This is a genomic window from Bifidobacterium tissieri, assembly GCF_002259645.1.
GTDB lineage: Bacteria > Actinomycetota > Actinomycetes > Actinomycetales > Bifidobacteriaceae > Galliscardovia > Galliscardovia tissieri.
Map to the genome: position 1 here is coordinate 18,685 of NZ_MWWV01000009.1, position 22,157 is coordinate 40,841.

Annotated in this window: 14 protein-coding genes and 1 pseudogene; 4 read left to right on the forward strand and 11 right to left on the reverse strand. The window is 61.5% G+C overall.

Going from position 1 to position 22,157, the window contains the following annotated elements; genetic code table 11:
* Window positions 1-19: 19 nt before the first annotated feature.
* A complete protein-coding gene (locus BTIS_RS07030) occupies window positions 20-2,440 on the forward strand; it encodes a YhgE/Pip domain-containing protein (RefSeq protein ID WP_094664008.1) in 2,421 nt (806 codons plus the stop codon).
* A 103-nt stretch (window positions 2,441-2,543) separates the two neighbouring features.
* Window positions 2,544-3,110 carry a TetR/AcrR family transcriptional regulator gene (locus BTIS_RS07035; RefSeq protein WP_094664010.1) on the forward strand — a complete coding sequence of 189 codons (567 nt, stop codon included), beginning with the start codon at window positions 2,544-2,546 and terminating at the stop codon, window positions 3,108-3,110.
* Between the two features lie 56 nt (window positions 3,111-3,166).
* On the opposite strand, the gene BTIS_RS11700 is transcribed toward BTIS_RS07035, so the two are convergent.
* From BTIS_RS11700 to BTIS_RS07060, 5 genes are all read right to left on the reverse strand, one after another.
* The gene (locus tag BTIS_RS11700; RefSeq protein WP_143248898.1) at window positions 3,167-4,597 is read right to left on the reverse strand and encodes a hypothetical protein; all 1,431 of its coding nucleotides are present in this window, start codon (window positions 4,595-4,597) and stop codon (window positions 3,167-3,169) included.
* 143 nt (window positions 4,598-4,740) lie between these two features.
* Window positions 4,741-5,091 (reverse strand): DUF4186 domain-containing protein, encoded by a 351-nt coding sequence (locus tag BTIS_RS07045; protein ID WP_245819367.1) that lies wholly within the window; start codon window positions 5,089-5,091, stop codon window positions 4,741-4,743.
* A gap of 163 nt (window positions 5,092-5,254) precedes the next feature.
* On the reverse strand, window positions 5,255-8,476 hold the full coding sequence (locus tag BTIS_RS07050) for a DUF3427 domain-containing protein (RefSeq protein ID WP_245819368.1): 3,222 nt from the start codon (window positions 8,474-8,476) through the stop codon (window positions 5,255-5,257).
* A 204-nt stretch (window positions 8,477-8,680) separates the two neighbouring features.
* Complete coding sequence (locus tag BTIS_RS07055) at window positions 8,681-9,142, reverse strand: (deoxy)nucleoside triphosphate pyrophosphohydrolase (protein WP_094664220.1); 462 nt, start codon at window positions 9,140-9,142, stop codon at window positions 8,681-8,683.
* A 168-nt stretch (window positions 9,143-9,310) separates the two neighbouring features.
* Window positions 9,311-11,263 (reverse strand): RecQ family ATP-dependent DNA helicase, encoded by a 1,953-nt coding sequence (locus BTIS_RS07060; RefSeq protein WP_094664016.1) that lies wholly within the window; start codon window positions 11,261-11,263, stop codon window positions 9,311-9,313.
* A gap of 557 nt (window positions 11,264-11,820) precedes the next feature.
* Between BTIS_RS07060 and BTIS_RS12315 the strand changes: the two are divergent.
* Both BTIS_RS12315 and BTIS_RS07065 read left to right on the forward strand, forming a co-directional pair.
* Window positions 11,821-11,904 (forward strand): annotated as a pseudogene (locus BTIS_RS12315) (zinc-ribbon domain-containing protein); the annotation flags it as partial.
* Window positions 11,905-12,132: 228 nt separating this feature from the next.
* Window positions 12,133-15,606: a hypothetical protein gene (locus BTIS_RS07065; RefSeq protein WP_245819355.1), complete on the forward strand. Its 3,474-nt coding sequence runs from the start codon at window positions 12,133-12,135 to the stop codon at window positions 15,604-15,606.
* Window positions 15,607-15,672: 66 nt separating this feature from the next.
* Here the strand turns inward: BTIS_RS07065 and BTIS_RS07070 are convergent, their stop codons facing one another.
* The 6 genes from BTIS_RS07070 to BTIS_RS07095 all read right to left on the reverse strand — a co-directional run bounded on the left by BTIS_RS07070 (window position 15,673) and on the right by BTIS_RS07095 (window position 22,085).
* Complete coding sequence (locus tag BTIS_RS07070) at window positions 15,673-16,194, reverse strand: FMN-binding protein (RefSeq protein WP_094664020.1); 522 nt, start codon at window positions 16,192-16,194, stop codon at window positions 15,673-15,675.
* 64 nt (window positions 16,195-16,258) lie between these two features.
* Window positions 16,259-17,053, reverse strand: a complete 795-nt coding sequence (locus tag BTIS_RS07075) for an ABC transporter ATP-binding protein (protein WP_094664022.1) — start codon at window positions 17,051-17,053, stop codon at window positions 16,259-16,261.
* 55 nt (window positions 17,054-17,108) lie between these two features.
* Entirely contained in the window at window positions 17,109-18,410 is a 1,302-nt protein-coding gene (locus BTIS_RS07080) for an ABC transporter permease (RefSeq protein WP_094664222.1), read from the reverse strand.
* A gap of 58 nt (window positions 18,411-18,468) precedes the next feature.
* Window positions 18,469-19,830, reverse strand: a complete 1,362-nt coding sequence (locus BTIS_RS07085) for an ABC transporter permease (protein WP_094664024.1) — start codon at window positions 19,828-19,830, stop codon at window positions 18,469-18,471.
* Between the two features lie 13 nt (window positions 19,831-19,843).
* Entirely contained in the window at window positions 19,844-21,115 is a 1,272-nt protein-coding gene (locus BTIS_RS07090) for a Fe-S-containing protein (protein WP_094664026.1), read from the reverse strand.
* Between the two features lie 337 nt (window positions 21,116-21,452).
* A complete protein-coding gene (locus BTIS_RS07095; RefSeq protein ID WP_094664028.1) occupies window positions 21,453-22,085 on the reverse strand; it encodes an iron transporter in 633 nt (210 codons plus the stop codon).
* Between the last annotated feature and the right edge of the window lie 72 nt (window positions 22,086-22,157).

The following is a 22,157-nucleotide window of genomic DNA, read 5'->3' on the forward strand; positions in this document are numbered from 1 at the left end:
ATCAGGAGAAGGAGGAATCATGCGACAGATCTGGCGACTGTTCATCGGCGACGTCAAGCGCATCACCAGCAACGTGGTGTCGATCATCATCGTGATCGGCCTGGTGGCCATTCCCTCGCTGTTCACCTGGTTCAACGTGGTGGCCAGCTGGGATCCGTTCAGCAACACGAAGAACCTCAAGTTCGCCGTGGCCAGCGTGGACGAAGGATACAAGAGCGACCTCGTGCCGCTGAAGATCAACGTCGGCGATCAGGTGCTCAACGCGCTGCGCGCCAACGACCAGCTCGACTGGACGATCACCAACGAGAACGACGCGGTGGACGGCGTGAAATCCGGCAAATACTATGCGTCCGTGGTGATACCCGAATCGTTCAGCAAGGACATGATGACGTTCTTCGACTCCGACGTGCAGCATGCCAAGCTCACGTACTACACGAACGAGAAGAAGAACGCGCTCGCCCCCAAGGTGACCGGCCAGGGCGCCGATCAGGTGGCCGCGCAGATCAATAACATGTTCGCGAGCACGCTCAGCGATGTGGCGCTCAACATCGTGTCGTCATTGTCCGATTATCTTGACGACGCCGACGTGCAGAGCCGACTCGGCACGATGAACGACCATATCGGCAAACTGTCCGAACAGATGACCGACGCGTCCGGCATGCTCACCACGTATTCGTCGCTCACCGATTCCGCACAGTCGCTGATCACCAATTCGTCGACGTTGCTCACGCAGGCGTCCGGTGCGGCAAGCGATGCGAAGAATTCGATCGGCGACGCCAAGGCGGCCGGCGGCACGATCACCGACGCGCTGAAGGGATCGGCGGCCTCTCTGTCCACGGCGTTGAACGACTCGGCGGACAGTTACGGTGCCGTCGCCGGCGGAGTGGACGCCGTGTTCGATTCGGTGAACACGCAGGCCGCCGATAGTGCGACCGCATTGCGTGATCAGGCGACGAGCATCGACAAGCAGATCGTCGAATACCAGCTGATCGTCAAGGATCTCACCCAGTTCCGCAGCGATATCGCCGCCACGCAGCCGAGCACGCAGATCGGTCAGGATGTGATCGACAACGTCACCAAGCAGACCGATGCCATGATCAGTCAGCTCAATGGTGTGATCACACTACAGCAGGGGCTGCGGGACAAGCTCAACGACGCGGCAGGCAAGATCGAATCCGGCAACAGCTCCGCACAACAGGAACGCAACGACATCAAGGCGCTTGCCGCGCAGGCGAAGTCCGACATCACGTCGTTGACGAACGATTATGACGCCAACCTCAAGCCGCAGATCACCTCGCTTGCCAACACCGTGGCGAACACCGCGCAGACGCTGAGCGGCGGGGCCGCCAAGCTCGAGGGTGCCGTGACGGACCTGTCCGGTTCGAGCGGGTCGGCGTCCAAGCAGCTGGGCACCATGCGCACCACGCTCGACGGTGTGGCTGACGATCTCAACAAGTCAGCCGAAAAGCTGAAGACCCTGCACGATAAGCTCGGCGATGCGCTGACCAGCGGCGACACCTCGATGATCAAGCAGGCGCTGGGCACGGACGCCGAGCAGCTGGCCGACTACATCGCCGCGCCGGTGGGCGTCACGCGCCACGCCGTGTTCAAGGCGGACAACTTCGGTTCGGCGCTCAGCCCGTTCTACACCACGCTGCCGTTGTGGGTGGGATCGCTGCTCATGGCGGTCACGTTGAAGACGTCGGTGAGCAGGCGGATTCGTGCATCGCTCGCCCGGAGTGGCAAGGCTGGGGCAGGAGCCGGCGCTACCGATAGCGGGCAGGCGAAGGATGCCAGCGATGGTGCAGCGACTGCGACTGCCGCGGCTGCGGCAACGGCAACGACCACCGCGGCGGCAGCCGGACCTGATACGCAATCCAGGCGAGGCAACGGCAAGACCGCCAAACCCGCCAAGCGCAAGGCGCGGTCCGGCGAGCTCCGCCCGTACCAGATGTATCTCGGACGGTTCGGCATATTCGCACTGATCTCGCTCATGCAGACCACCTGCCTGTTCCTCGGCAATCTGCTGTTCCTGCGCGTGCAGTGCGAGCATCCGTTCCTGTATCTGCTCACCGGCTGGGTGAGCGGACTCGTGTTCATCTTCATGATCTACACGCTGGTCGTGTCGTTCGGCAACGTGGGCAAGGCCATCGGCGTGCTGTTCCTGGTGCTGCAGATCTCCGGCTCGGGCGGCGCGTATCCGCTGGTCGTATTGCCGGACATCTTCACGCAGATCAGTCCGTTCCTGCCCGCCACGCATACTATCAACGCCATCCGCGCATCCATGTTCGGCATCTACGACAACGACTACTGGCGGGCCATCGGCGCACTGCTGCTGTTCGTCCTGCCGACGCTGTTGCTCGGTCTGGTGCTGCGCAAGCCGTTGGTGAAGTTCAACACATGGTATGTGGCACAGGTGGAAAGCACCAAGCTGATCTAGGAATCAGGAATCAGAAATCCGTTCGTGCCGGCGAACGTCGTCGTGAACCGGCATGAACGATATCGAATATCGACGATGAGAGTTGCGTTGATGGGAGGATACGATGACATCGCAACGCGGAGAGAAGACACGTAAGGAAACCGATCGCAAGATCCTGCAGGCGACGCTGCAGATCGCCATGACCAAGGGCATCGGCGGCATTTCAATCGAGGAGATCGCCCGACGGAGCGGCGTGGCCAAGACCACGATCTACCGTCGGTACGAGAACACCGCCGATCTGCTCAACAAGGTGAGCGCACTGGAGGTGTCGTCATCACCCGAACTGGCCGATCTGGAACCGTCGCGTGACAATCTGGAGCTTATGATGCGCAAGATGGTGGAACGGTTCGTCAGCGGGATCGGCGTGAAGGCCATCGGCATCATCCTCTCCTCGGAGGAGGCGTTCTTCCAGCCGCTGGTGAAGCAGGCGATCGCGCCGGAGGAGCAGACGCTCGAATCGTTCTTCAACCGCGGGGTGAGGAACGGACTGTTCCGCACGGGTATCGATGCGAAGTTCCTGTTCGGTACGATTCTCGGATCGATGATCGCCTGCGAGGCGCTGACCGGCACGATCGACGACGGATGGCCGGCCCGTATGACCAATCTGATCTGGCCGACCATCGCCGTGTAGGGCACCGGTCTCGCGTAGGGCACCCGTCTCGGATCATCTTCGTTCGATGAATTGATTTACTGATTCAGCTGGTCGAGCACGGTTCTGATCGACGCCTGAAGGTTGTCATTTGGCTCGGAACCGCCATCTTCAAACCCGTACGGATCGCTACCGAAATCGAAATCGTAACCGTCGTTCTGTCCGGCGTCGAGTGCGCCGAACACCACACCGATGAAGAACACGATCGCGGCGATCAGCCCGATCACCGCCACCACGATCACGGCGATGATGACGCCGATGTGGCTGTTGCGCTGCTGCGGCTGCGGCGGGAGATAGGACGGCGTGTATGGAACCTGCGGCTGCGGCTGCTGGAACTGCGGTGACTGCTGGGCAGGTTGGGGCTGGAACTGCGGCTGGACCGGCTGTGGTTGTGGCTGCACCGGAGGCTGGAACTGCGGTGGCTGTTGCGCAACGTTGGGATTCGGCGCATAGGTCGGTTGCGTATACGGCGAGCGCGGCATCGGCTGGGCCGGCTGTGGTTGCGGCTGCGGCTGGGTGGGTGCGGGCCACGTTGAAGCCGGTTGCAGAGAGGGAGCCTGTGGCGGTGTCGGTACGGACTGCGGCGGCACTGTCTGCCCGAACTGCTGACCGTACGGCTGACCGTTTACGTTCGGGTATGGCTGTGCCTGATATGGCTGCGGCGTGGCAGGCGTAGGCGGCACGGCAGACGTGGTAGGCATAGGCGACGCAGGCGGCACAGCAGACACAGGCGGCACGAACGGCGTATTCACCGATGGGACATCGGGAATGACCAGATTGCCCTTGCGATCGTAAAATCCCGCTTGCTGAATGTCCTTCGCAGGTACGGCAGGTACCTGAGTCGATGCGACGGGAGCTGATGCTGGAGCCGGTTGCGAGGTCGGTTCCGGTTGCGGCGTTGACGACGGTTGCGATGCCGGCTGTGATGCCGTCACGACGGGCGGCTGCGGGATTGCAGACGATTGCGGAACGGACTGTGGAGACACAGGCTGTTGCGGCGCAGACGGTTGAGACACGGACTGTTGCGGCATCGACTGTTGCGTTCCTGCGGTCGGCTGCTGCACCGGTGCCGACTGCGACACCGGGTTCGACTGTGATGGCTGCTGAGCCGGCGACGGCAGGACGGCGGTGTCCGGCACGGCTGTTTCAAAATGAGGCTGCGGAATGTCGACTGTCGGCCACGGCACCGGGTCGGAACCGGACGCCGATGCGGAACTGGCCGCAGCACTGCTTGTCCCATTGCCCCAATCGGCACCGGGCGACGACAGGGCGTGATCAAACCAGTCCTCTTGCGAGAAGCGCTCGCCGGCAGACCGGTCTTCGGCATCAGGCTCGGGCTTCGATTCGGCATCGAACGCAGCATGACCATCTGCCGGAGCTGCTGTTGCAACCGAAGTCACGTCTGCCGACGTCGCCTCCGGTGCCGACTCCAGTGTTGTATCGGGTTTCGTCTGAGCCGCTTCGGTCACGCCATCCCCCTCGGACCGCGTTCCGTCAGGTCGCACCCCCGTGTTGTCGACCTGTGGCTCATTTTCGGAATTCGTCATGTTCCCAGCCTAGTCCCCGGCTACGTCATACGGAACCCGTATTCCGGTGAACGGTATCGACTGGATTACCGGACGGGATGGTTGATGAGGTCGCGTTCGATCCAGGCCATGACCAGCGCGGACAGGCGGTCGATCTCCTCGTCGGTGAGTTCCCGGCCTTGGGGAATATGATGCCACTTCTCGATGCATCCACGACAGCAGGTGGCGGTGGCGTGCTGTGCGGTGAACACCGGATGCCCACGCCACGGCGCCTGCTTGCCGTCCTTGAGCGGATGCGCCGGGCCGACGCGTTTGGCGAGCAGTTCGTGCGCGTGACGGTCGATCACCGCCTTGCCCTTCGCCCGCGCGTAGGCCCGATCCTTGTCACTGAGCACGAACTTCGCCCGGAACTTCGACATGCCCAGCCGAGCCAGCATATCCGCGGTCCACGCGGAGTAGCCGGCGCCGGTGCCAGAGTCAGGGACGCCAGAATTGTTCGGCCGAGGTTCACCATCGGACCGAGATCCGTTCATCGCATTCGCATCCGTCACTTTCATCGCCATCATCGCCTCCGCCTACAACAGTAGCCAGTAGCCTGCGTTACCCGATGTACGTTCCGGTGATGTGCCGATACAGTTCGGGATCGAGCGGACGATCCAGACGCAACGCGGACAGCACCACCTTGGTGGTCTGTTCGCCGGTCGCGTCAGGCTTCGTCACGACCCTGCTGTTCCTCACCGCGGCTACATGACCCACGTAGTAGTACTTGCGGAACTGTTTGGTCCGCGAATCGTCGGCCTCCTCCTTGCGCATGACGAACAGCGGGATGAAATGCGTCCGATCCCAATCGTCACCGGTACCCTTCGCCATCCATTGGAATTCCGGGGATTTCAGCGAACGATCGTTCTTGCTGTACCACGACATCTCCTGCGGATTCAGGAACTGATCCTCGTACTGGCTGGACGCGTATTTCACGAAGATGGGCATGGTGTCGGTCGACTTGTCGAGCAGATATCCACCGACCATCTGACCGTTGCGTTCCTTCTGCCATCCGAGCATGCGCATGATCTCCGCAAGCGAATACCGCTCCTCATACAGGAAGCCATGATCCGACCGACGGCCATGCTCACGAGCGCGATCATACCGGTCCTGGCAGTTCCGCAATCCCACACGCAATGTGTCGGCGAAGAAGATGCGGAACGTACGGTTGTCGTGCAGCATACGCGCGAAATCGTCCGACAGGCGGTATCGTCCGTCCGGTCCGAGTTCGATCAGCGGAGTATCGCCGAAGCGTTTGGCGCTCGCCTCGAAATAGGTGAAATCAAGCACATGAAGTGCCGAATCCATTTGCTCGGCGGTCATATAGGCGTCGGGGAATCGCGTGGCAATCTCACGTTCAAGATCGTCACGCGTCATGTCTTCCGTCGGCGTCCACGACGATACGTTCGAATCGTCGCCGATATGGCCGATGTGTTCGTCCGTGAATCGGCTCAGCGCATCGAGAATCACCAGTTCGTGCGGCCTCACGCCGGGAAGCAGCACGGCCGTCGCCATCTTCAGGATGGCGTTCTCGACATCGGACACCGGATCGAGCTGATCGTAGAAATCGGACCTGTCGGAATCCTTGCGCATGGCGTGACGTTTACGCTCCTGCGCGCATACGAACGACAGGTAGTTGCGGTCCTTGCCAACGAGTGCGATCACTGGAGGCACAGACGAATCATGCTCGTACAGGTCCATCAGCATCGGAATGCGACCATACTCGTATCGCAACTGCAGGTACTGTTCCTGCATTTTCCTTGCCGCGGTCCAGTTGGCGGTGTCCAATGCCCTGAGAATGCGATCACGCGAAATACGATCAAAACTGATCGACGACAGACCGATCGACGTTCGTTGCATATTCCTGCGCGCGGTATCGCGATCTCCGGTGTTGCCATACAACGCCACCGGAATCAGATAGTTGTTCGCATAATTGCCGATGAAGTCGATGACGACCACGCGATCCTTGTGCGGGAACTTACGCAATCCTCGTCCCAACTGCTGGGTGAACACGATGCTCGATTCGGTGTTGCGCAGCATGATGATCTGGTTCAGCGCGGGGATATCGACACCTTCGTTGAAGATATCGACGGTGAACAGGTAATCCAGTTCGCCGTTTTCCAGCTGCCTGATCAGTGGCTCACGATCCTCCGGGTTCGGATACCTGCTGCTGGTGACGGCGGCCGTGCGATAGGGACGTTCCATCTGCTGGTTGAACTGCCGGTTGAACATATCGGACAGTCGTTCCGCCTCCTCGTTGCGACTGCAGAACACCAGTCCGGTAATTTGCTGATGCTGTCCGTATTGTTGGATCTTGTCGATGATGTAGCGCACACGATCCTCGGAGGTGAGTCGCTGAATTCTCGTCGCGTCCTGATCGTCCTGATCATCCTGTTCGGCCTGCCGATCGTCCTGATCATCGTCGAAGGCCAGATGCTTGATCTCATACGACAGCTGGCCCGCGTTATCAGCCGTCTTGCCATCGCGCGCCACGTCAATGGAAACACCATCATCGCCGAGATATTCGGTCACACCGTGGTATTCAAACGGGCACAGCATGTTCTCTTCCAGCGCACGTTGCAGACGAATCTCATATGCGACGTTGTGATCGAATAACTCGAAAATGTTGATGTCGTCCGTACGCTCCGGCGTGGCGGTCATACCGAGCATGAAGTCGGCACCGGAGAAATAGTCCATGATCTGCCGATAGCTCTTGGCACCGGAATGGTGCGCCTCATCCACCAGAATGTAATCAAATTCGTCCGGTTTGAATTGGGCGAGCACATCGGCACGACGCATCGTCTGCACGGTGGCAAACACGTACTTGCGATCCTGCTGTTTACTGGTTCCGGAGAACAGACCGAGTTTATCGTCCGGGCATCCCAGCACCTTCTGGAACGACTCCATGGACTTGACCAGAATCTGCTGCTGCTGAGCGAGATACAGCATGCGCTTGGGCTTGAACTGACGCACATCAAACGCAGCCAGAAACGTCTTTCCCGTACCGGTTGCGGAGATGACGATTGCGCGACGCTCCCCATGTTCCCGAAGCTTTCTCAGATTCTCCAACGCCTCACGTTGCATGGCGTTCGGCTGGATGTCCTGAGACGATAGCTGCTTGATGATCTCCCGACGCGGCGGCGCGTACCTCCTGAAGTCCTCTTCGTATCGTTTGATCCATTCCCTGGTCAGCGGTTCGGATTCTCCGATCTGTCGTTCAAGCTCCTCACGAACCTGACGGACAAGATCCCCTTCCGGAAGCGATGAAACCTTGAGATTCCATTCGCGCTGAATGTCGGTGAGGGCGGAATCAGTGAGATTCGAACTGCCGACGTACATATCCACATATGAGTCATCACTGTTAGTTCGATGAGTGAATATATATCCTTTCGGATGGAAGTTCTCATCATTCCCAACGGTTCCACGCGCATCATCTGCGGCGCGCGACCAGACACGAATCTCAATGCCGGTGCGATCCTGAATATCGGCAAGCTTCTCGAATGTCTCGGGCTTGTTGAAATAGTTCTTGGTCGAAGTGATGATGCGCCCGGAACCATCATCGTGTGAATCATGCCAATCGTAGAAACTCTGCTGCACTCGGCCGACCGCGGCAGGACTCACAAAGGCCACAGACATGTCAAAGTCCGTACAGCTTTGAAGCTCCTCCTTGAGCTCATTCTCCATGGTCAGCCCCGGCCGATTCGCAACCAGTTTCGGCGCATACGGTCCGGGCAACTCATCGCTCGCATGAACAAGACCGAAACGCACGTCGGAACTCACCATCGAATCCAACACCGCATCAGCCACCGACTCGGTTCTACGACGTTCGGCGTCCTTTTCGAATTCGGAATCGGCATCTTCGATGATCGATCGTGTCTCGCCATCCTGCCGCGTATCGTCAACGTGCCGCATGCCATCCCCCATCACACGTGTCTGAATAATCGTCAATGACTACAACCGGACAATTGCGCCGACGCGCCCTATGCCCTACCGCCGCACGAAACTCATCGCGGAGATCAGCGACACGGCCTTGTGGTCGGCGGGAGCCCAGTCGAGCGTAGGCATGTCGGCGGGGTGTAGCCAGCGGAATTCCTGATGCTCGGTGCGGCGCGGTTCGCCGGAGAGCAGATGGCAGATGAACACGGTGAGCGTGACCGTGCCGAAGTCATAGTCGTAGGAGTCGGTGCACACCTCGTCGCCGATCTCCACCTCGCACAGCAGCTCCTCCTCGATCTCGCGGTGCAGGGCCTCGCGCGGCGTCTCATGCGGTTCGATCTTGCCGCCGGGGAACTCCCACTTGCCGCTCAACTGCTTGCCGCCGCCGCGCTGCGCGCACATCACCTTGCCGTCGCGCACGATCGCCGCGCCCACCACGCGGATCTGCTTGCGCGGCTTCGCCGGAGTCTCCGCGGCATTCTGGGTCTCCCCCGTCGATTGCGTCGATCCCATCGATCCCATCGATTCGTGTACCGGCTGAACATTGTTGTCGCTCATGGGTTCCTCGGATTTATCGAACTGGTCCATCATCACGTCCAGGATACCGTCTCGGTTCGCGTCAGCGACGGTATCGCCATAATTGTGAACAGTCGGCCGGCCCGTCGGAGGCCTGCCCACCAATCAGTCGGAGTCACTGCCGAACATTGCGGAGTAGACGGAATCGGTGGATGTGCGCAGGGCCTTGCCGCTCTTGCCGGACGTCTGCGAGGCGTCGAAATCGTCATCATCGCGGGAGCTCCGGGAACTGCCGGAGCGGGAACCGTAGCGGGAATACGAAACGCCGGATTTCCCGTACCGACGCCCGCCACGCGACTTCCTACCGTGACCGTAACGGTTTCGCGAATCCTGCGAATCATCGGAGGAACCCCAGCCGTCGGAACAGCTGGCATCGTAGTCGACGTCAAGATCCTCGTATCGGGTGCCGTCGAAGTCCCGTCCGCGGCCGCCACCGCCGCCGGAACGCTTCCATCGTCCATCACCGCCGCCACGGCCACCGCGACCGCCGTAGCCACCGGACCCGGATCGATCGTCGTCCTCGAGCAGATCCTCCATTGTGTACAACCCAAGACAATGCGAACAGGAACCGCAATGCGCGGCCTTGGTCTTGCCCTGCTGTTTGTCGGCCTTGCCATTCCCCGCTCCGGCCTTGCCGCCGCCCGTTGCGCCGGACGCACTCTCGGCCGTCTCACCGAAATATCGCAACAACTCGGCACGCAGACAGCCAGGCGTTTCACAATACCGTTGCATCGCATCCAACCGCGCGATCGCCGCGGCCTTGGCGCGCTTCGACTCCTCATCGTCCATCGCCGCATTCGCATACGACTTGGCCACACGCTTGTGCAACCATTCAAAATCATCACTGGACCACAACAGCAGACTCACCGACTGCTTGCCGTCACGCCCCGCACGACCGGCCTCCTGATAATACTCCTCCAGACTGTCGGTCGCGCCATCGTTGATCACCCAGCGCACATCAGGCTTATCCACGCCCATACCGAACGCGCTCGTCGCACAGATCACCTGAATCTCGCCACGCAGGAACCGATCCTGAACCGGCCCCTTATCCTCCTCCGGCATACGCGCGTGAAAATGCGCGGCGGCAATACCGGCGTCGAGCAGCGCCTGCTCCAGTTCCTCGGTACGATCACGACTGCCACAGTACACAATGCCGCACTGTCCCTTGTACATGCGCGCCCAATCCACGATCACACGCTCGCGATTCCACCGTTTGACGGCACGAATATCGAAGCGGATGTTCGGCCGGTCGAACGTGGTGGTCACGCGCGCGGGACTGATCTGCCCAAGATTCGCGATGATCTCCTTGCGTGTGGACGGCGTGGCGGTGGCGGTGAACGCGGCGATCACCGGGCGCGGCATGTGCGCAGTCAGCTGCTGCACGAACGACCGGATTCCCAGATACGCAGGACGAAAATCCTGACCCCACTGCAGCACGCAATGCGCCTCATCCACCGCAATCAGATCGATGGGCGCATGGGTTGCGAAACTCAGAAAATCGTTGGTATGCAAACGTTCCGGAGCCACATACAGCAGTTTGAGGCGCCCGGCGAGCGCGTCCTCGTATATGCGACGACGGTCGGCGTTCGCAGTGCCCGAATCGATGAGCGCGGCGGCGATGCCACGACGGGCGAGTGCCTGCACCTGGTCGCGCATGAGCGCTCGCAGTGGCGTGATGACCAGCGTGAGACGCAGTGCGGCAGCCGGCAGTTGGTAGCACACGGATTTGCCGGCACCGGTGGGCAGTACGGCCAGCACATCGTGATGGTTCATGATGGCGTTGACCACGTCGGCCTGACCGGTGCGGAACGACGTGTAGCCGAAATAGCGTTCGAGCGCCTTGAGTGCGAACGGCGTCAGATCACGGTCCGCGGATGGTTGTTGCCTGTGTGACGGTTGTTCATGCGGCTGCGCGGACGACGTTGCCGAGTTGGCCGATACGGCTGACGTGGACGACGTGGCTGGCGTGGACGCGGATTGCGCGGACGACACGGCTAACGTTGCCGCAGTTGCTGACGTGGGTGTGACTGGTGTGGACGAGGATTGCGGACCGCTCATATGCGCGATCCTATGCCACGGACGCGATGTCGAGGAACCTCAATCCGCAATAAACGAACAGTCACACTGCGGATTCGTACCGATTCGATATCGGACCCGCACCGAGTCGATGCCATACTGCGGATCTGCATCAAGCCGACGATAAACCCGCAGCAAACCAATGTCTGCACTGCGGGTTGGTGTCAGATAGACGACGAACCCGCCTCCAGCCGGTAAGCGCACTGCGGGTCTGCGTCAAGCTAACGACGAACCCGCAGTGCACGAGCCGCCACGCTGCGGGTTCGATGCGTCACGATAACGAACCCGCACCCAAGGGGTGGCGTCTCGGCATCGATTTCCGCGGGGCGTACCGGTCGGATGCCTGACCTGTGTCCAACCGGACATCGCTTCCGCTCCCTATTCCGTGTCTAACCGCCACGCGCAAGACCGCCACTGAGATCTGGGCTCATTCCCGATAATTCCGATAATAGGAATGGGTAGTGGAGCGAGGAGACCCCAAGCGACTAGGCTGGGAGTAACGAGCATCCGTAATGACGCGAGGGAAAGGCGTGAGGTCGATGAGCGAAACAGGGAAGGCACAGTTCTGCCCGAAATGCGGGACCCCGCGTATGGAGGGCGCTAATTTTTGTCCGAAGTGCGGACATCGCTTCGCCGACGCCAGTGTAACGCTTCCGCCGGTGGACGATACGACAACACCGGAAGCGCCGACGACGGTGGAGCCACAAACCGTACGAGAAACACAAGCGGCACGGGAGACTCCGACAGTACACGAAGCACAGGCGGCACGTGGCACGCGATCGGCAGCACCGATACCGTCGGTCGCACTGGGAGCGAATACCCCTACGCCCGATCCTGTGCCGCTGCCGACGATGCATGCGACACAACGCCCGCTGGCCGCACCAGCGCAGATGCCACCGTCGTTCGTTCCGCAAGCGCAAGCGGAGCCGACACAGCCGGAACCGCAGGAGAACGATTTCGGCGAAACGGAGATCCTGCCGCCCCAGCAGTTTGGAGTGACGCAGGAGGGAGTCGCCCGTCCGGGTTCGGTCAGGCCTGGTGCCGTGCAGGATGGCGTGGCCCAACCGATTTCCATTCGTCCCGAGCGTGTGGAGCAAGACGGCCAGTCAGCCGGTCAGCCTCGCATCGCCCAGGAGACCGGCGATATTGCACCATGGGGAGTGACCGCCGAAGAGCGTGAGGCCGCGCATGAAGCGGCTCAGGAGGCTGCACGGGAAGCCGCCCGTGAGGCGGTGCCGGGAGCGCAGACGGAACATGGTCGTCACACGCCGTATATCGCCGCGCAGCCGGTGTATGACGTGCAACCGTTGGAATCGCTGGTGGCCCGTACCGAGGCGATCACCGCGGCCCGTGAGGAGGAGCGCGCCCGGGAAGATGCCGAAGCTGAGACTACGTCGGGTCAGGCGATCCAGGAGCCGAATGGCGACGAGAATCTCATCAGCGCGGAAGCGGCGCGGGCACCGTTGGCGAATCGGAATCGCGAAGCCGCTGCCGCCGATGCGGAACCCGTCGAATCCGCCCAACCTGCTGACTCTGCTACGACCAATGCCTCGCCGAACGATGACGACGCCAATGACGCCGGCGAGGCAACAACCGCGTTCGATCCGCTAGCGGCACTGGCGGAGGAGGAAGCGCAGGAGGCCGAGCAGGCGGCAGCCGTACAGAACGATGCCGAATCACATGCCGCCGGTGACGAGCAGGCCCCGCAGCCGACGCAGCAGCCGGTATCGTTCGCGCCCGCACAGCCGCAATCTCCAACCCCGGTTCCCGTCCCTGCTCCGGCCTCGATTCCGGAAGTGAACGAGAACGCTACAGACAGCGACACCGTGAACAATAACGCGACTGACACGAACGCGATAGATGACGATACCGTGCCGTCGCAGTCCGATATTGACGACGACACCGTGCTGTCCGAACCGGAGATCGATGATCGTACCGTGGTGTCCGATGTGGCGTCGGGCTCGGTTTCGACGGCAACACCGGATGCGGCTTCTGCCCCGGTTCCGACTCCGTCTCCTGTTTCGGTTCCGGACGACAACGCCGATACGCCCGAGGCCGAGGACTCATTGAACATCGACGAAGACCCGACGCGCACTGTCGAAGAGACGACCGCGTTCAATCCGTTGGAATGGTTCGACGACGGTCAGGAGGAATTGGAGCAGCCGAAGGAACCGGAAACGTCCGATGAGGAGACCACGGTGATCCCGCCGGCAGCGGTCCCGACGACTACCGCATTGCCGACCAGTGCAACGCCAACTTCCGCAGTACCGGCCCCGATTCCGCCGACCACCGCGTTGCCTCAGCATGACGATCATGCTACAGGTCAGCAGTCTCCGCAGTCGGAGGAACCGTCGCCATCGGAAGAGCAGCCTACACAGGCGATTCCCGCGAATCAGCTGAAGCCTCTGCTGGCCGGTGCCGCGGCCGTGGCCGGAACGGCTGCGGCCGGAGTCGTAGCACAGCAGGCGTCCGCGGCAGAAAACATTCCGAAGACCACGGCGATTCCACTACCGGACACGGCACAGAATCTGCCGAACAATGATTTGTCAAATGAAAAAACTTTGGAGAATCCGGCCGAGGAAACCGTCGTCATCGGGCCATCGAAGGCAGCGCCAGAACCGGTGAACACCCCGGCACCGAAACCGTCAGCGGACAGCACGACAGTGCTGGGCAATCCTGCCACGGCGGCGAATGAGCCGGCGGACCAGCAGCCGGTGCAACCGCAGGCGATTCAGCCCACCGGCCGTGTTGCGCGGTCCGCAACGTCGTCAATCGCACAGCCGGAATCGGATCCCTCGCAGCCGACCGTGCAATCGTCCACACGCCCGTCGATCCTCGCACCGACCGGTTCCGCACAGGCCAAACCGGAATCGGCGCTTGACGAACTCGCACAGTTCGCCGTGCCCGACGACGAAGACGATGATCTGTTCCCCATGTCCGATCGTTCGGACCGTGCGGGCGGGAATCGTTCCGGCGATGCCGCGGCGGAAACCGCCATCTATCAGCCTCAGGGCGGGGCGGCACCGGCGCCGTTCGCGCCGGGAGCGGGAACATACCAGTACGGTGGACAGCAGTATCAGCAGTACGGCCAGCCCAACCAGCCCAACCAATACGGCCAGTCCAGCCAGCCCGGCACATATCCCGCGTACGCCGGGTATGGCAACGCGAACGCCGCTGGCGGCCCCGGCGCACGCGCAGGCGTCCCGGGACTACCCACGCCGAACGGTCCCAACGGTCCGCAAGGCCCAGCCGGTCAGAACCCGTCCAACGCACCCAAGCCCAAGCGCAAAGGCAAGGGCAAACGAGTCGCCGCGATCGTGGCGGCGGTGATCTGCGTGATCGCGATCGCAGCGAGCGGCGGTGGGTACTTCTGGTGGACGAACCAGCAGCATCAGACCGCGCTCAGCGCCTGCACCAACGCGCAGTCCGAATTCGACAAGTCGGCGACCACGCTGTCGAGCTCGATCACCAAGGGCAAGCAGGCGGCCAGTGGCACGCAATACGACGAGGTGAACGATCAGAACGACCTTACCGGGCTGAACAATCTGGTGAACACCACCACGGACGACGGCTCGTCGGAATCGTGCAACGCCGATCGCACCACGGCGGAGCTCAACAGCAGCGCCGACAAGTTCAAGGCACTGGCCAAAACCAACCTCACGCTCGCATCGAAAATCGACAACGCGGTGACCACGCTCAAGAGCAGCAAGGCCAACAAAACGCTGGCCGACGCGAAGAGCGCACTGGAGTCCACACTCAGCAAGGCCAAGGAACTCATGACGTCGGCCACCGGCAACGTGACCGATGAAAGCACACTCACCGCGCTCCAGCAAGCCATCAGCGACGCGAACACAATGCTGCAGAGCCTCACCACCGACTCGGACACGTCCAAGATCACCGCGTCGTCGTTGAACAAGGCCGCGGAAACGTTGGAAACCGCCATGGATAAGGTGAATGCGTCGGTCAAGGCCAAGCAGGCGGCCGACGACAAGACCCGGTGCCAGAACATCGCCGGCAACTACGGCATGTGGCAGGGCAGCATGCAGCTCACCGTGAACTCCGACTGCAGCATCAGCATGCAGGACGCCGGCACCCCCAGCGGTTCCAGCGGCGCCTACTCGTACACAACCAACTCGTACAAGGAGAACGGCGACGGCACGATCACGTGGACCCTGTCGAACAACGAGACGATGACGTACTACCCGTCGGGCACGCAGTCGCCGAGCATCAAAAAGTTCGTCGACGCGCTCGGCAATGGCGAAACCGATCCGACCGTCAACATGCCCAAGCTCGAAACCGGCGACGGATCGGCGTACGTCGGATGAAATCGAACGGACAGGCACAGGCGTTGCAGTGAACGGCCGAGTCGGCTAGCCGACTAGCCGGCTATTTCACTGCGACGCCTGTTCGCGTACCAGTTCAAGCGCGGAGTTGAACGCGTCGGACGTCCAGCTGGCGCCGGCCACGTTGTCGATCTTGAGCCCCTTGAGCTCCTTGCCGTCCACCACGCCGGGAATGGCCTTGATGAAGTCGTCCTGATGCGTTTTGGAAATGCTGGTGAGCGGGTGACCGACCACCTGCACGTCGGTGATCGAACCGTTGGCGATCGTCAGCGTGACGTCGATGCTGTCCTCGTTGACCGGCCCGTATACGCCCTTGACAGAGTACGTGCCATCCTTGTAGTTGCCGGTGTCCTTGGACGGATCCGTCGACGTGGACGGGGATGCCGACGAACCGTCCGAGGAAGCCGAGCCCTCCGTCGGAGCGGCGGACGATTCGCCTGAATTGCCGGCGTATTCGTCATTCATCGGCACGGCCTTGGACTTGGGGCTGCCGCATCCGCCGAGCAGCGCGCCGACGACCACCAGACCGGCGAGCGCGCCGGCCGCGGTCTTCATGGTCTTGTTGGTCATTGCAAATCCTTTCGTTTCATCCGACCGGTCACTCACTACCAGTCGGGCACCTACCGCCGGCCGATCACTCACCGCCGGTTTTGGCCGCCTTGGTGGGGTCGGCGAATCCGATCGCGGTCTCGCCGGTCTGCGCGCCTTCGGCCGTACTGCCGGTGGACGCAGGCTTGCCGCCGGCCGCCTCGTACTTGGCCCGGGCGTCGTCGTCGTTCCACTTCTCCCCCACGAGCACGCCGTGGTTGAGCATGATCTCGCGTTCGGCGCAGCTGGCGACCAGTGCGTCATGCGTCACGACGATGATCGTGGTGCCCTGCTTGTGCAGCTGACGGAACAGGTCGAGCACGATCTTTTCGTTCTTCTCATCCAGATTACCGGTCGGCTCGTCGGCAAGGATCAGCTTCGGGCAGTTGATGAGCGCACGCGCGATGCACACGCGCTGCTGCTCGCCGCCGGAGAGCTGGCTGGGCAGATGGTGGGCGCGGTCGTTGAGTCCCACGCGGTCGAGCGCGGCGAGCGCCTCCTTCTCGTCGACGACGGAGTGGTAGTACTGGGCGACCATCACGTTTTCAACGGCGGTCAGATGCGGTACCAGATAGAACTTCTGGAACACCAGGCCGATGAGGTTCTTGCGCACGTCGGCCAGCTGGGTGGCGTTGAGGTCCTCAAGCTTGCGGCCTTCCAGCGAAACGGAGCCCTTGCTCGGGGTGTCCATGCAGCCGATCATGTTCATCAGCGTGGTCTTGCCGGAACCGGACGAGCCGACGATGGCGAGCCATTCGCCATCCGGCACGGTGAGGGACAGATCGTCCACGGCGTGCAGCGATCCGTAGATCTTGGAAATGTGATCAAGTTCTAGAAGCATTGGAGATCCTTTGGATGAGGTCTTTGGATGAGGTCTTGAGACATGGGTTTTCCGGTTATTCTTCTCGCAACACGATGGCGGGGTCGATACGGGATGCACGGCGGACCGGCACGATCGACGCGACCACGGCGATCAGTACGCTCAGCACGACCGAGGCCAGTCCGAGCAGCCAGTTGAATTCCAACGACCGATCGAACACGGTCTGGCACAGCACGCGTGCGAACACGTAGCCGATGCCCGTGCCGATCACGCCGCCAAGCAGACCGTAGAGCGCCGACTCCACGTAGAATTCGGCACCGATCGACGCGGAACTCGCGCCCAACGCCTTGCGCAGACCGATCTCATTGCGCCGCTGCGAGACGATCGACGCCATGGTCGTGCTCACGCCCACCAGCGTCAGCACCAGCACCACCACCGACACCAGCCAGAACAGCGTCTGCAGCATGGTGATGATGCGCGCGTTCGACGAGGTGATCTTGCTGACCTGCTGCGCTTTCACGCCGAGCGTCGTGTTCTTGTTGATCGTGTTGACCAGTTGGGTGAGCTGATCGGCGGACGCTTCGGACGAGAATTCGATCACGTCGCTGCCGCGCTCGCCGGCCAGTTTGGTCAGGTCATCGTTCGTGGCGTATACGATCTCATCCTCACTGCCACCGGTGTCGACAATGCCGGCCACGCGGAATTCAGTGCCGTCGGTGTTGAGAATATCGGAGGACACGCGGCCGTCGCGTGTGGACTGGCCGGTGGACTGCGCTTGCGTTTCGGCGGACGTGGTGCCGGCGGTCGTGCCCGACGTACCTGCCGCACCTGAGGTGCCGGATGCGTTGCCACTCGTCGTGCCGGAATCGGACGACGATGCCGCATTATCCGACGCACGATACGCGATCTTGATCGCCGAACCGATCTCCAGACCCATCGCATCGGCCACATCACGGCCCACCAGCACGCGACCCTCGCTGGGCCACTTGCCGTCGACCACCCAATGCCGGTTGAGGTCACGGACCTGATTCACGTCAATGCCACCAAGCACGTACGGCGCCGAATTGATACGCACCGTCTCGTACCGGTAGGTGGCGGACTTGGCGGCTCCGTCGGCCGTGACCGTTTTCTCCACGGTCGCGACCGTTTCGGCACTCAGTCCGGCGGCGCTTGACGTCTCATTCGGAGTGATGATCAGATTCGCGCCATACGCACGCATCTCCGCACTCATCTGCTGCGGCACCACCAAACACACGGCGGCCAGGCAGAACAGCGTGGCCGCGCCCACCATCGACGAGACGACAGCCATCACGGCACGCGAACGACGACGGAACACCGCGCCGAAGATCATGGCGAAGAACATACGCCGATTCGTCATCGAACGTCCGGATTCGCTATTCACGGTCTTGCCCTCACTCTTACGATCACTCTTGCTATCAGCGGCCATGCAGCACCTCCGCGGGACGCAGTCTCAGAATCGAACGAATCGACGACACCGAGGCGATGAGAATCGTAATGGCCAGCAGCACGAACACCAGCACGAACACCATGGGACGCATGGTGATGCCCGAACCGAACACCACCTGTCCCACGATCTGCGCCACACCCGAGCCGAGACCGGCACCGATGATCGCACCCACAAGCGAGATCACCGCCGTTTCGGCCAGCATCAGACGGGACACCGCACCATCCGTAGCGCCGATGGCCTTGAGCAGTGCCAGTTCCGAACCGCGCTCGCCGATCGACGCGGCCATCAGATTCGCCACGGCGATGGCGGCGGCGATCAGGCTCAACGCGGTCATGAGGATCATCACGGCACGGGTCTTGTTCATCACATCACCCTGCAGCGCGGCCACCTGACGCACCTGCTTGGCCACCGCACCGGGGATGACCTCCTCGATCTGGTAGGCGATGGAGCTCGCGTACGCGGTGCAGTACCAGGTCTCCCATTCCTCGGACGTGAGCGCGGCCGGATTCTTGGCGGCCTTGCGCGCCAGATCGTTCTCCGGCGTGGTCAGCGCCTTGACCTCGATCTTGTCGACGGAATCGGGCAGATCAGCCAGCGACTGCGCGACCGAACTCGCCATGTACAGCGAGTTCGCCGCGTCGTCGCCGGAATCGTACGTGCCGACGATCGTCACCTTCTGCACGTTGTTCTTGCCGGACACGGTGGCCTTGTCCAGCACGAGCGAATCGCCGATCTTCACACCAAGCTTGTCGGCCAGATTCACGCCGATCATGGCCTGCGTGGAATCGTCCTTGGGCCAGGCACCCTGTACGGCCCACCATGAGCGCATGCCTTGCACGCCCACCACGGTGGATTCGCCGGTGTCGAGTTTGAGCGTCTTGTTGAACCACGTGCCCACGATCGGGATGGTGGTCTGATTGTGGCCGTTCGCGTCCGGTCCTTCCACGTTCGCATGGATGTTGAGCTGCGGCGCGAAGTTGGTGATGTTGAACGCCCAGAAGATCGTCTTGATGTTCTTGGCGTCGGATTCCTTGAGGAATGACGTCGGATCGCTTGTTGTGGCGGACGCACCCGACGAATCGGATGTGCCGGCCGCTCCCGCCGTATCGTCCGTGGAATACAAATCGGAGATCACGGCGTCGGACTTCGGCTGCACGGTGATGTTCGAACCGTACGTCGACAGTTCGGCGTTGAGCTTGTCGCCCACGTCGAACACCACGCCAAGCATGGCCACACTCACCGTGGCCGACAGACATACGGTGACGGCGATGAGCAGACGACGTTTGAGCTGCCGGCTGAACGACCGGAAAATCATACGAAGAAAGAACACGCTTCACCTCCCCTTACTTGAAGTGCTGTGACAGCGCGTCAAGATCCGCCGTCTGGATGGTGATCTTGCCGTTGCCGATCTTGTAGTTGAACGGAATCGGGTTGCAACCGCCCTTGAATCCGATGGTGGCGAGGTTGATCGCCACATCGCAGCGCTTGCAAATGATCTTGCCGTTCTCCTCGTAGTAGCCGGCGTCGCCGCACGTCTCGCAGGCATCCAGACCGATGCCGTACGCGCCACCGTTCTTCTTGATGATGATGAAGCGCATGGTCGTGCCGTCCTTCGCCTTGTATTCGAAGCGATGCAGATGTCCGTCCTCCACCTGGGAGAAGTTGATCGTGGCGACGCCCTTGCTCAGCGAATACGGTTCCGGCGGCGAGAGCTCCGGCACCTTGTTGTTCTCGTACACGCCGACCGTGAGCGCCACGGTCACGCCGATCATGGCGACGAGGCTCCACACGCTGGCCGCCAGCGCGCGACGTTTGAACGCGATATGCGAGCGGGCGATGGCCTCGTTCGCGCCGGTCCGCGGCATTTTGAATCCGGCGATCAGCGAGGCGACCATCGGAATGACGAACACGAGCGCCTGCGCGAGCGTGAACTGGATCTCGTGATTATGGAAGAAGATGAGCGTGCGGAACGCCGGACCGTGCAGCACCAGAATGAGCATGTTCATCATCAGCGAGAACAGGTCGGTCAGGTGTCGGATGAGGATCAGCACGACCAGCAGCAGGGCCGCCGCGGTGAATGACATGCGCACCGCGGTGGAGCGCATAGTGCGGAAGATGGCCGCCGTGACCACGGCCGTGCCCACGCCGAGCAGGAAACCGAGCGCGCGCAACAGCATTTCGGAGGTGAACGGCGACTTGCCGGTCTCCACGAAGTTCGTCAGCTGCAGGATCACGTCGGGAGTGATGTAGAACGTGGTGCATGCGATGCCGGCGGCCGCGGCGAAGTTGCCCAGATGCAGTGCCACCGGATGATCATGCCAGTTCTTGGTGAGACGATGCGCGGTGATCACGACCGCGATCATCGCCACGTCGAATACGACCGCGAGGATGAGCGCCGGCAGGTTCACCGTGGAACGCCGGTCGATGATGGCGGTGCCTCGCAGCGTTGCGAATACGAGTGCGCCCAGCAGACCCACGATCAGGCCGATGAGACGCCAGTTTGCGCTTCTCGGTTTGTCGCGCCCCTCACCCACGGTGAGCAGCACGCTCATCACCATGACCAGCAGGCATGGCGAGAGCATACCCGGCAACGCCTGCACGTATTGTCCAAGCATTCATCAGCCTTTCCGTAATTGCCACGTTATGTGTGATTGTCACGTTATGTGTCGATTGCCACGTTACGTGGTGTTCTGTTGTATGGTTTTGGTTTCCATCCCAAAACGCGTAGAGGGCATTCCGGCGATTCACCTCCCTCGTGGGGAGCGAATCGGCAGAATGCCCTTGGTGTAAGTTCCCGCTCCCGCTGACGGGAGCAGTCCGGAAGCAACCGGGCGGGTGGTCTTACGATGCCGAAGCATACGCTCCGGATTCAGCCACCGAACGTCCGGTCTCCGGATATCGGGATTGAGACATCTCGGTATCGACCAACGTCAGACGGGAGTCAGCGGGAGATCACCACTGGTGGACGGTGTAGTCCCAATCGAAGGAGGCGGTCAGCGGCTCGGTCCAGAAGCGGCCCTTCACGCCGGTCTCGGGATCCACGTGCAGGGTCCAGCCGTTCTCCTGCGGGGAGTGGATGGTGAAGGTGAGCTTGTACTCGCCGTCCTTGTCGAGCTTCAGGTTGGCGCCGTAGTGCGGACCGTCATCGGCGTTCATTTCCATGAACGTACCCTGCTGCACGTTGTTCGGATCGTTCTTGTCCTCGATCTTGTAGTCCACGGTCAGCTTCGGGATGAACTCGCCTTCGGCGTAGCCCAGCTCGTTGTTCTTCAGGGCGTGGATGTCGGCCTCGAGGTGCAGGTTGGCCTCGGCGGCGCTCAGGCCCTGGCCTTCGGGGTACATGTCGACGGGCTGGAAGTACACGGCGGCCACGTTCAGCGGGCCGACCTCCTGATCGTCACCGATCGGGATCTCCTCGAAACCGGCGCCACCGTCGGTGCTCTTGGCCTCGGTGGTCTCGGAGCTGCTGGAGCTCTTGGCGGAGGAGTCGGAGGAGGCGTTGGAGTTGCCGCATGCGGCGAGCGAGAACGCCATGGCGCCAGCGGCCACGACGGCCAGCAGAGCCTTGATCTTGTTCTTCATCATTTCTCTTTTCCTTTTCTGTTGTGATTTTGGAAAAAACTTGTGTTTGTGTTTGGCGGTCCGCCGGCGATCGGT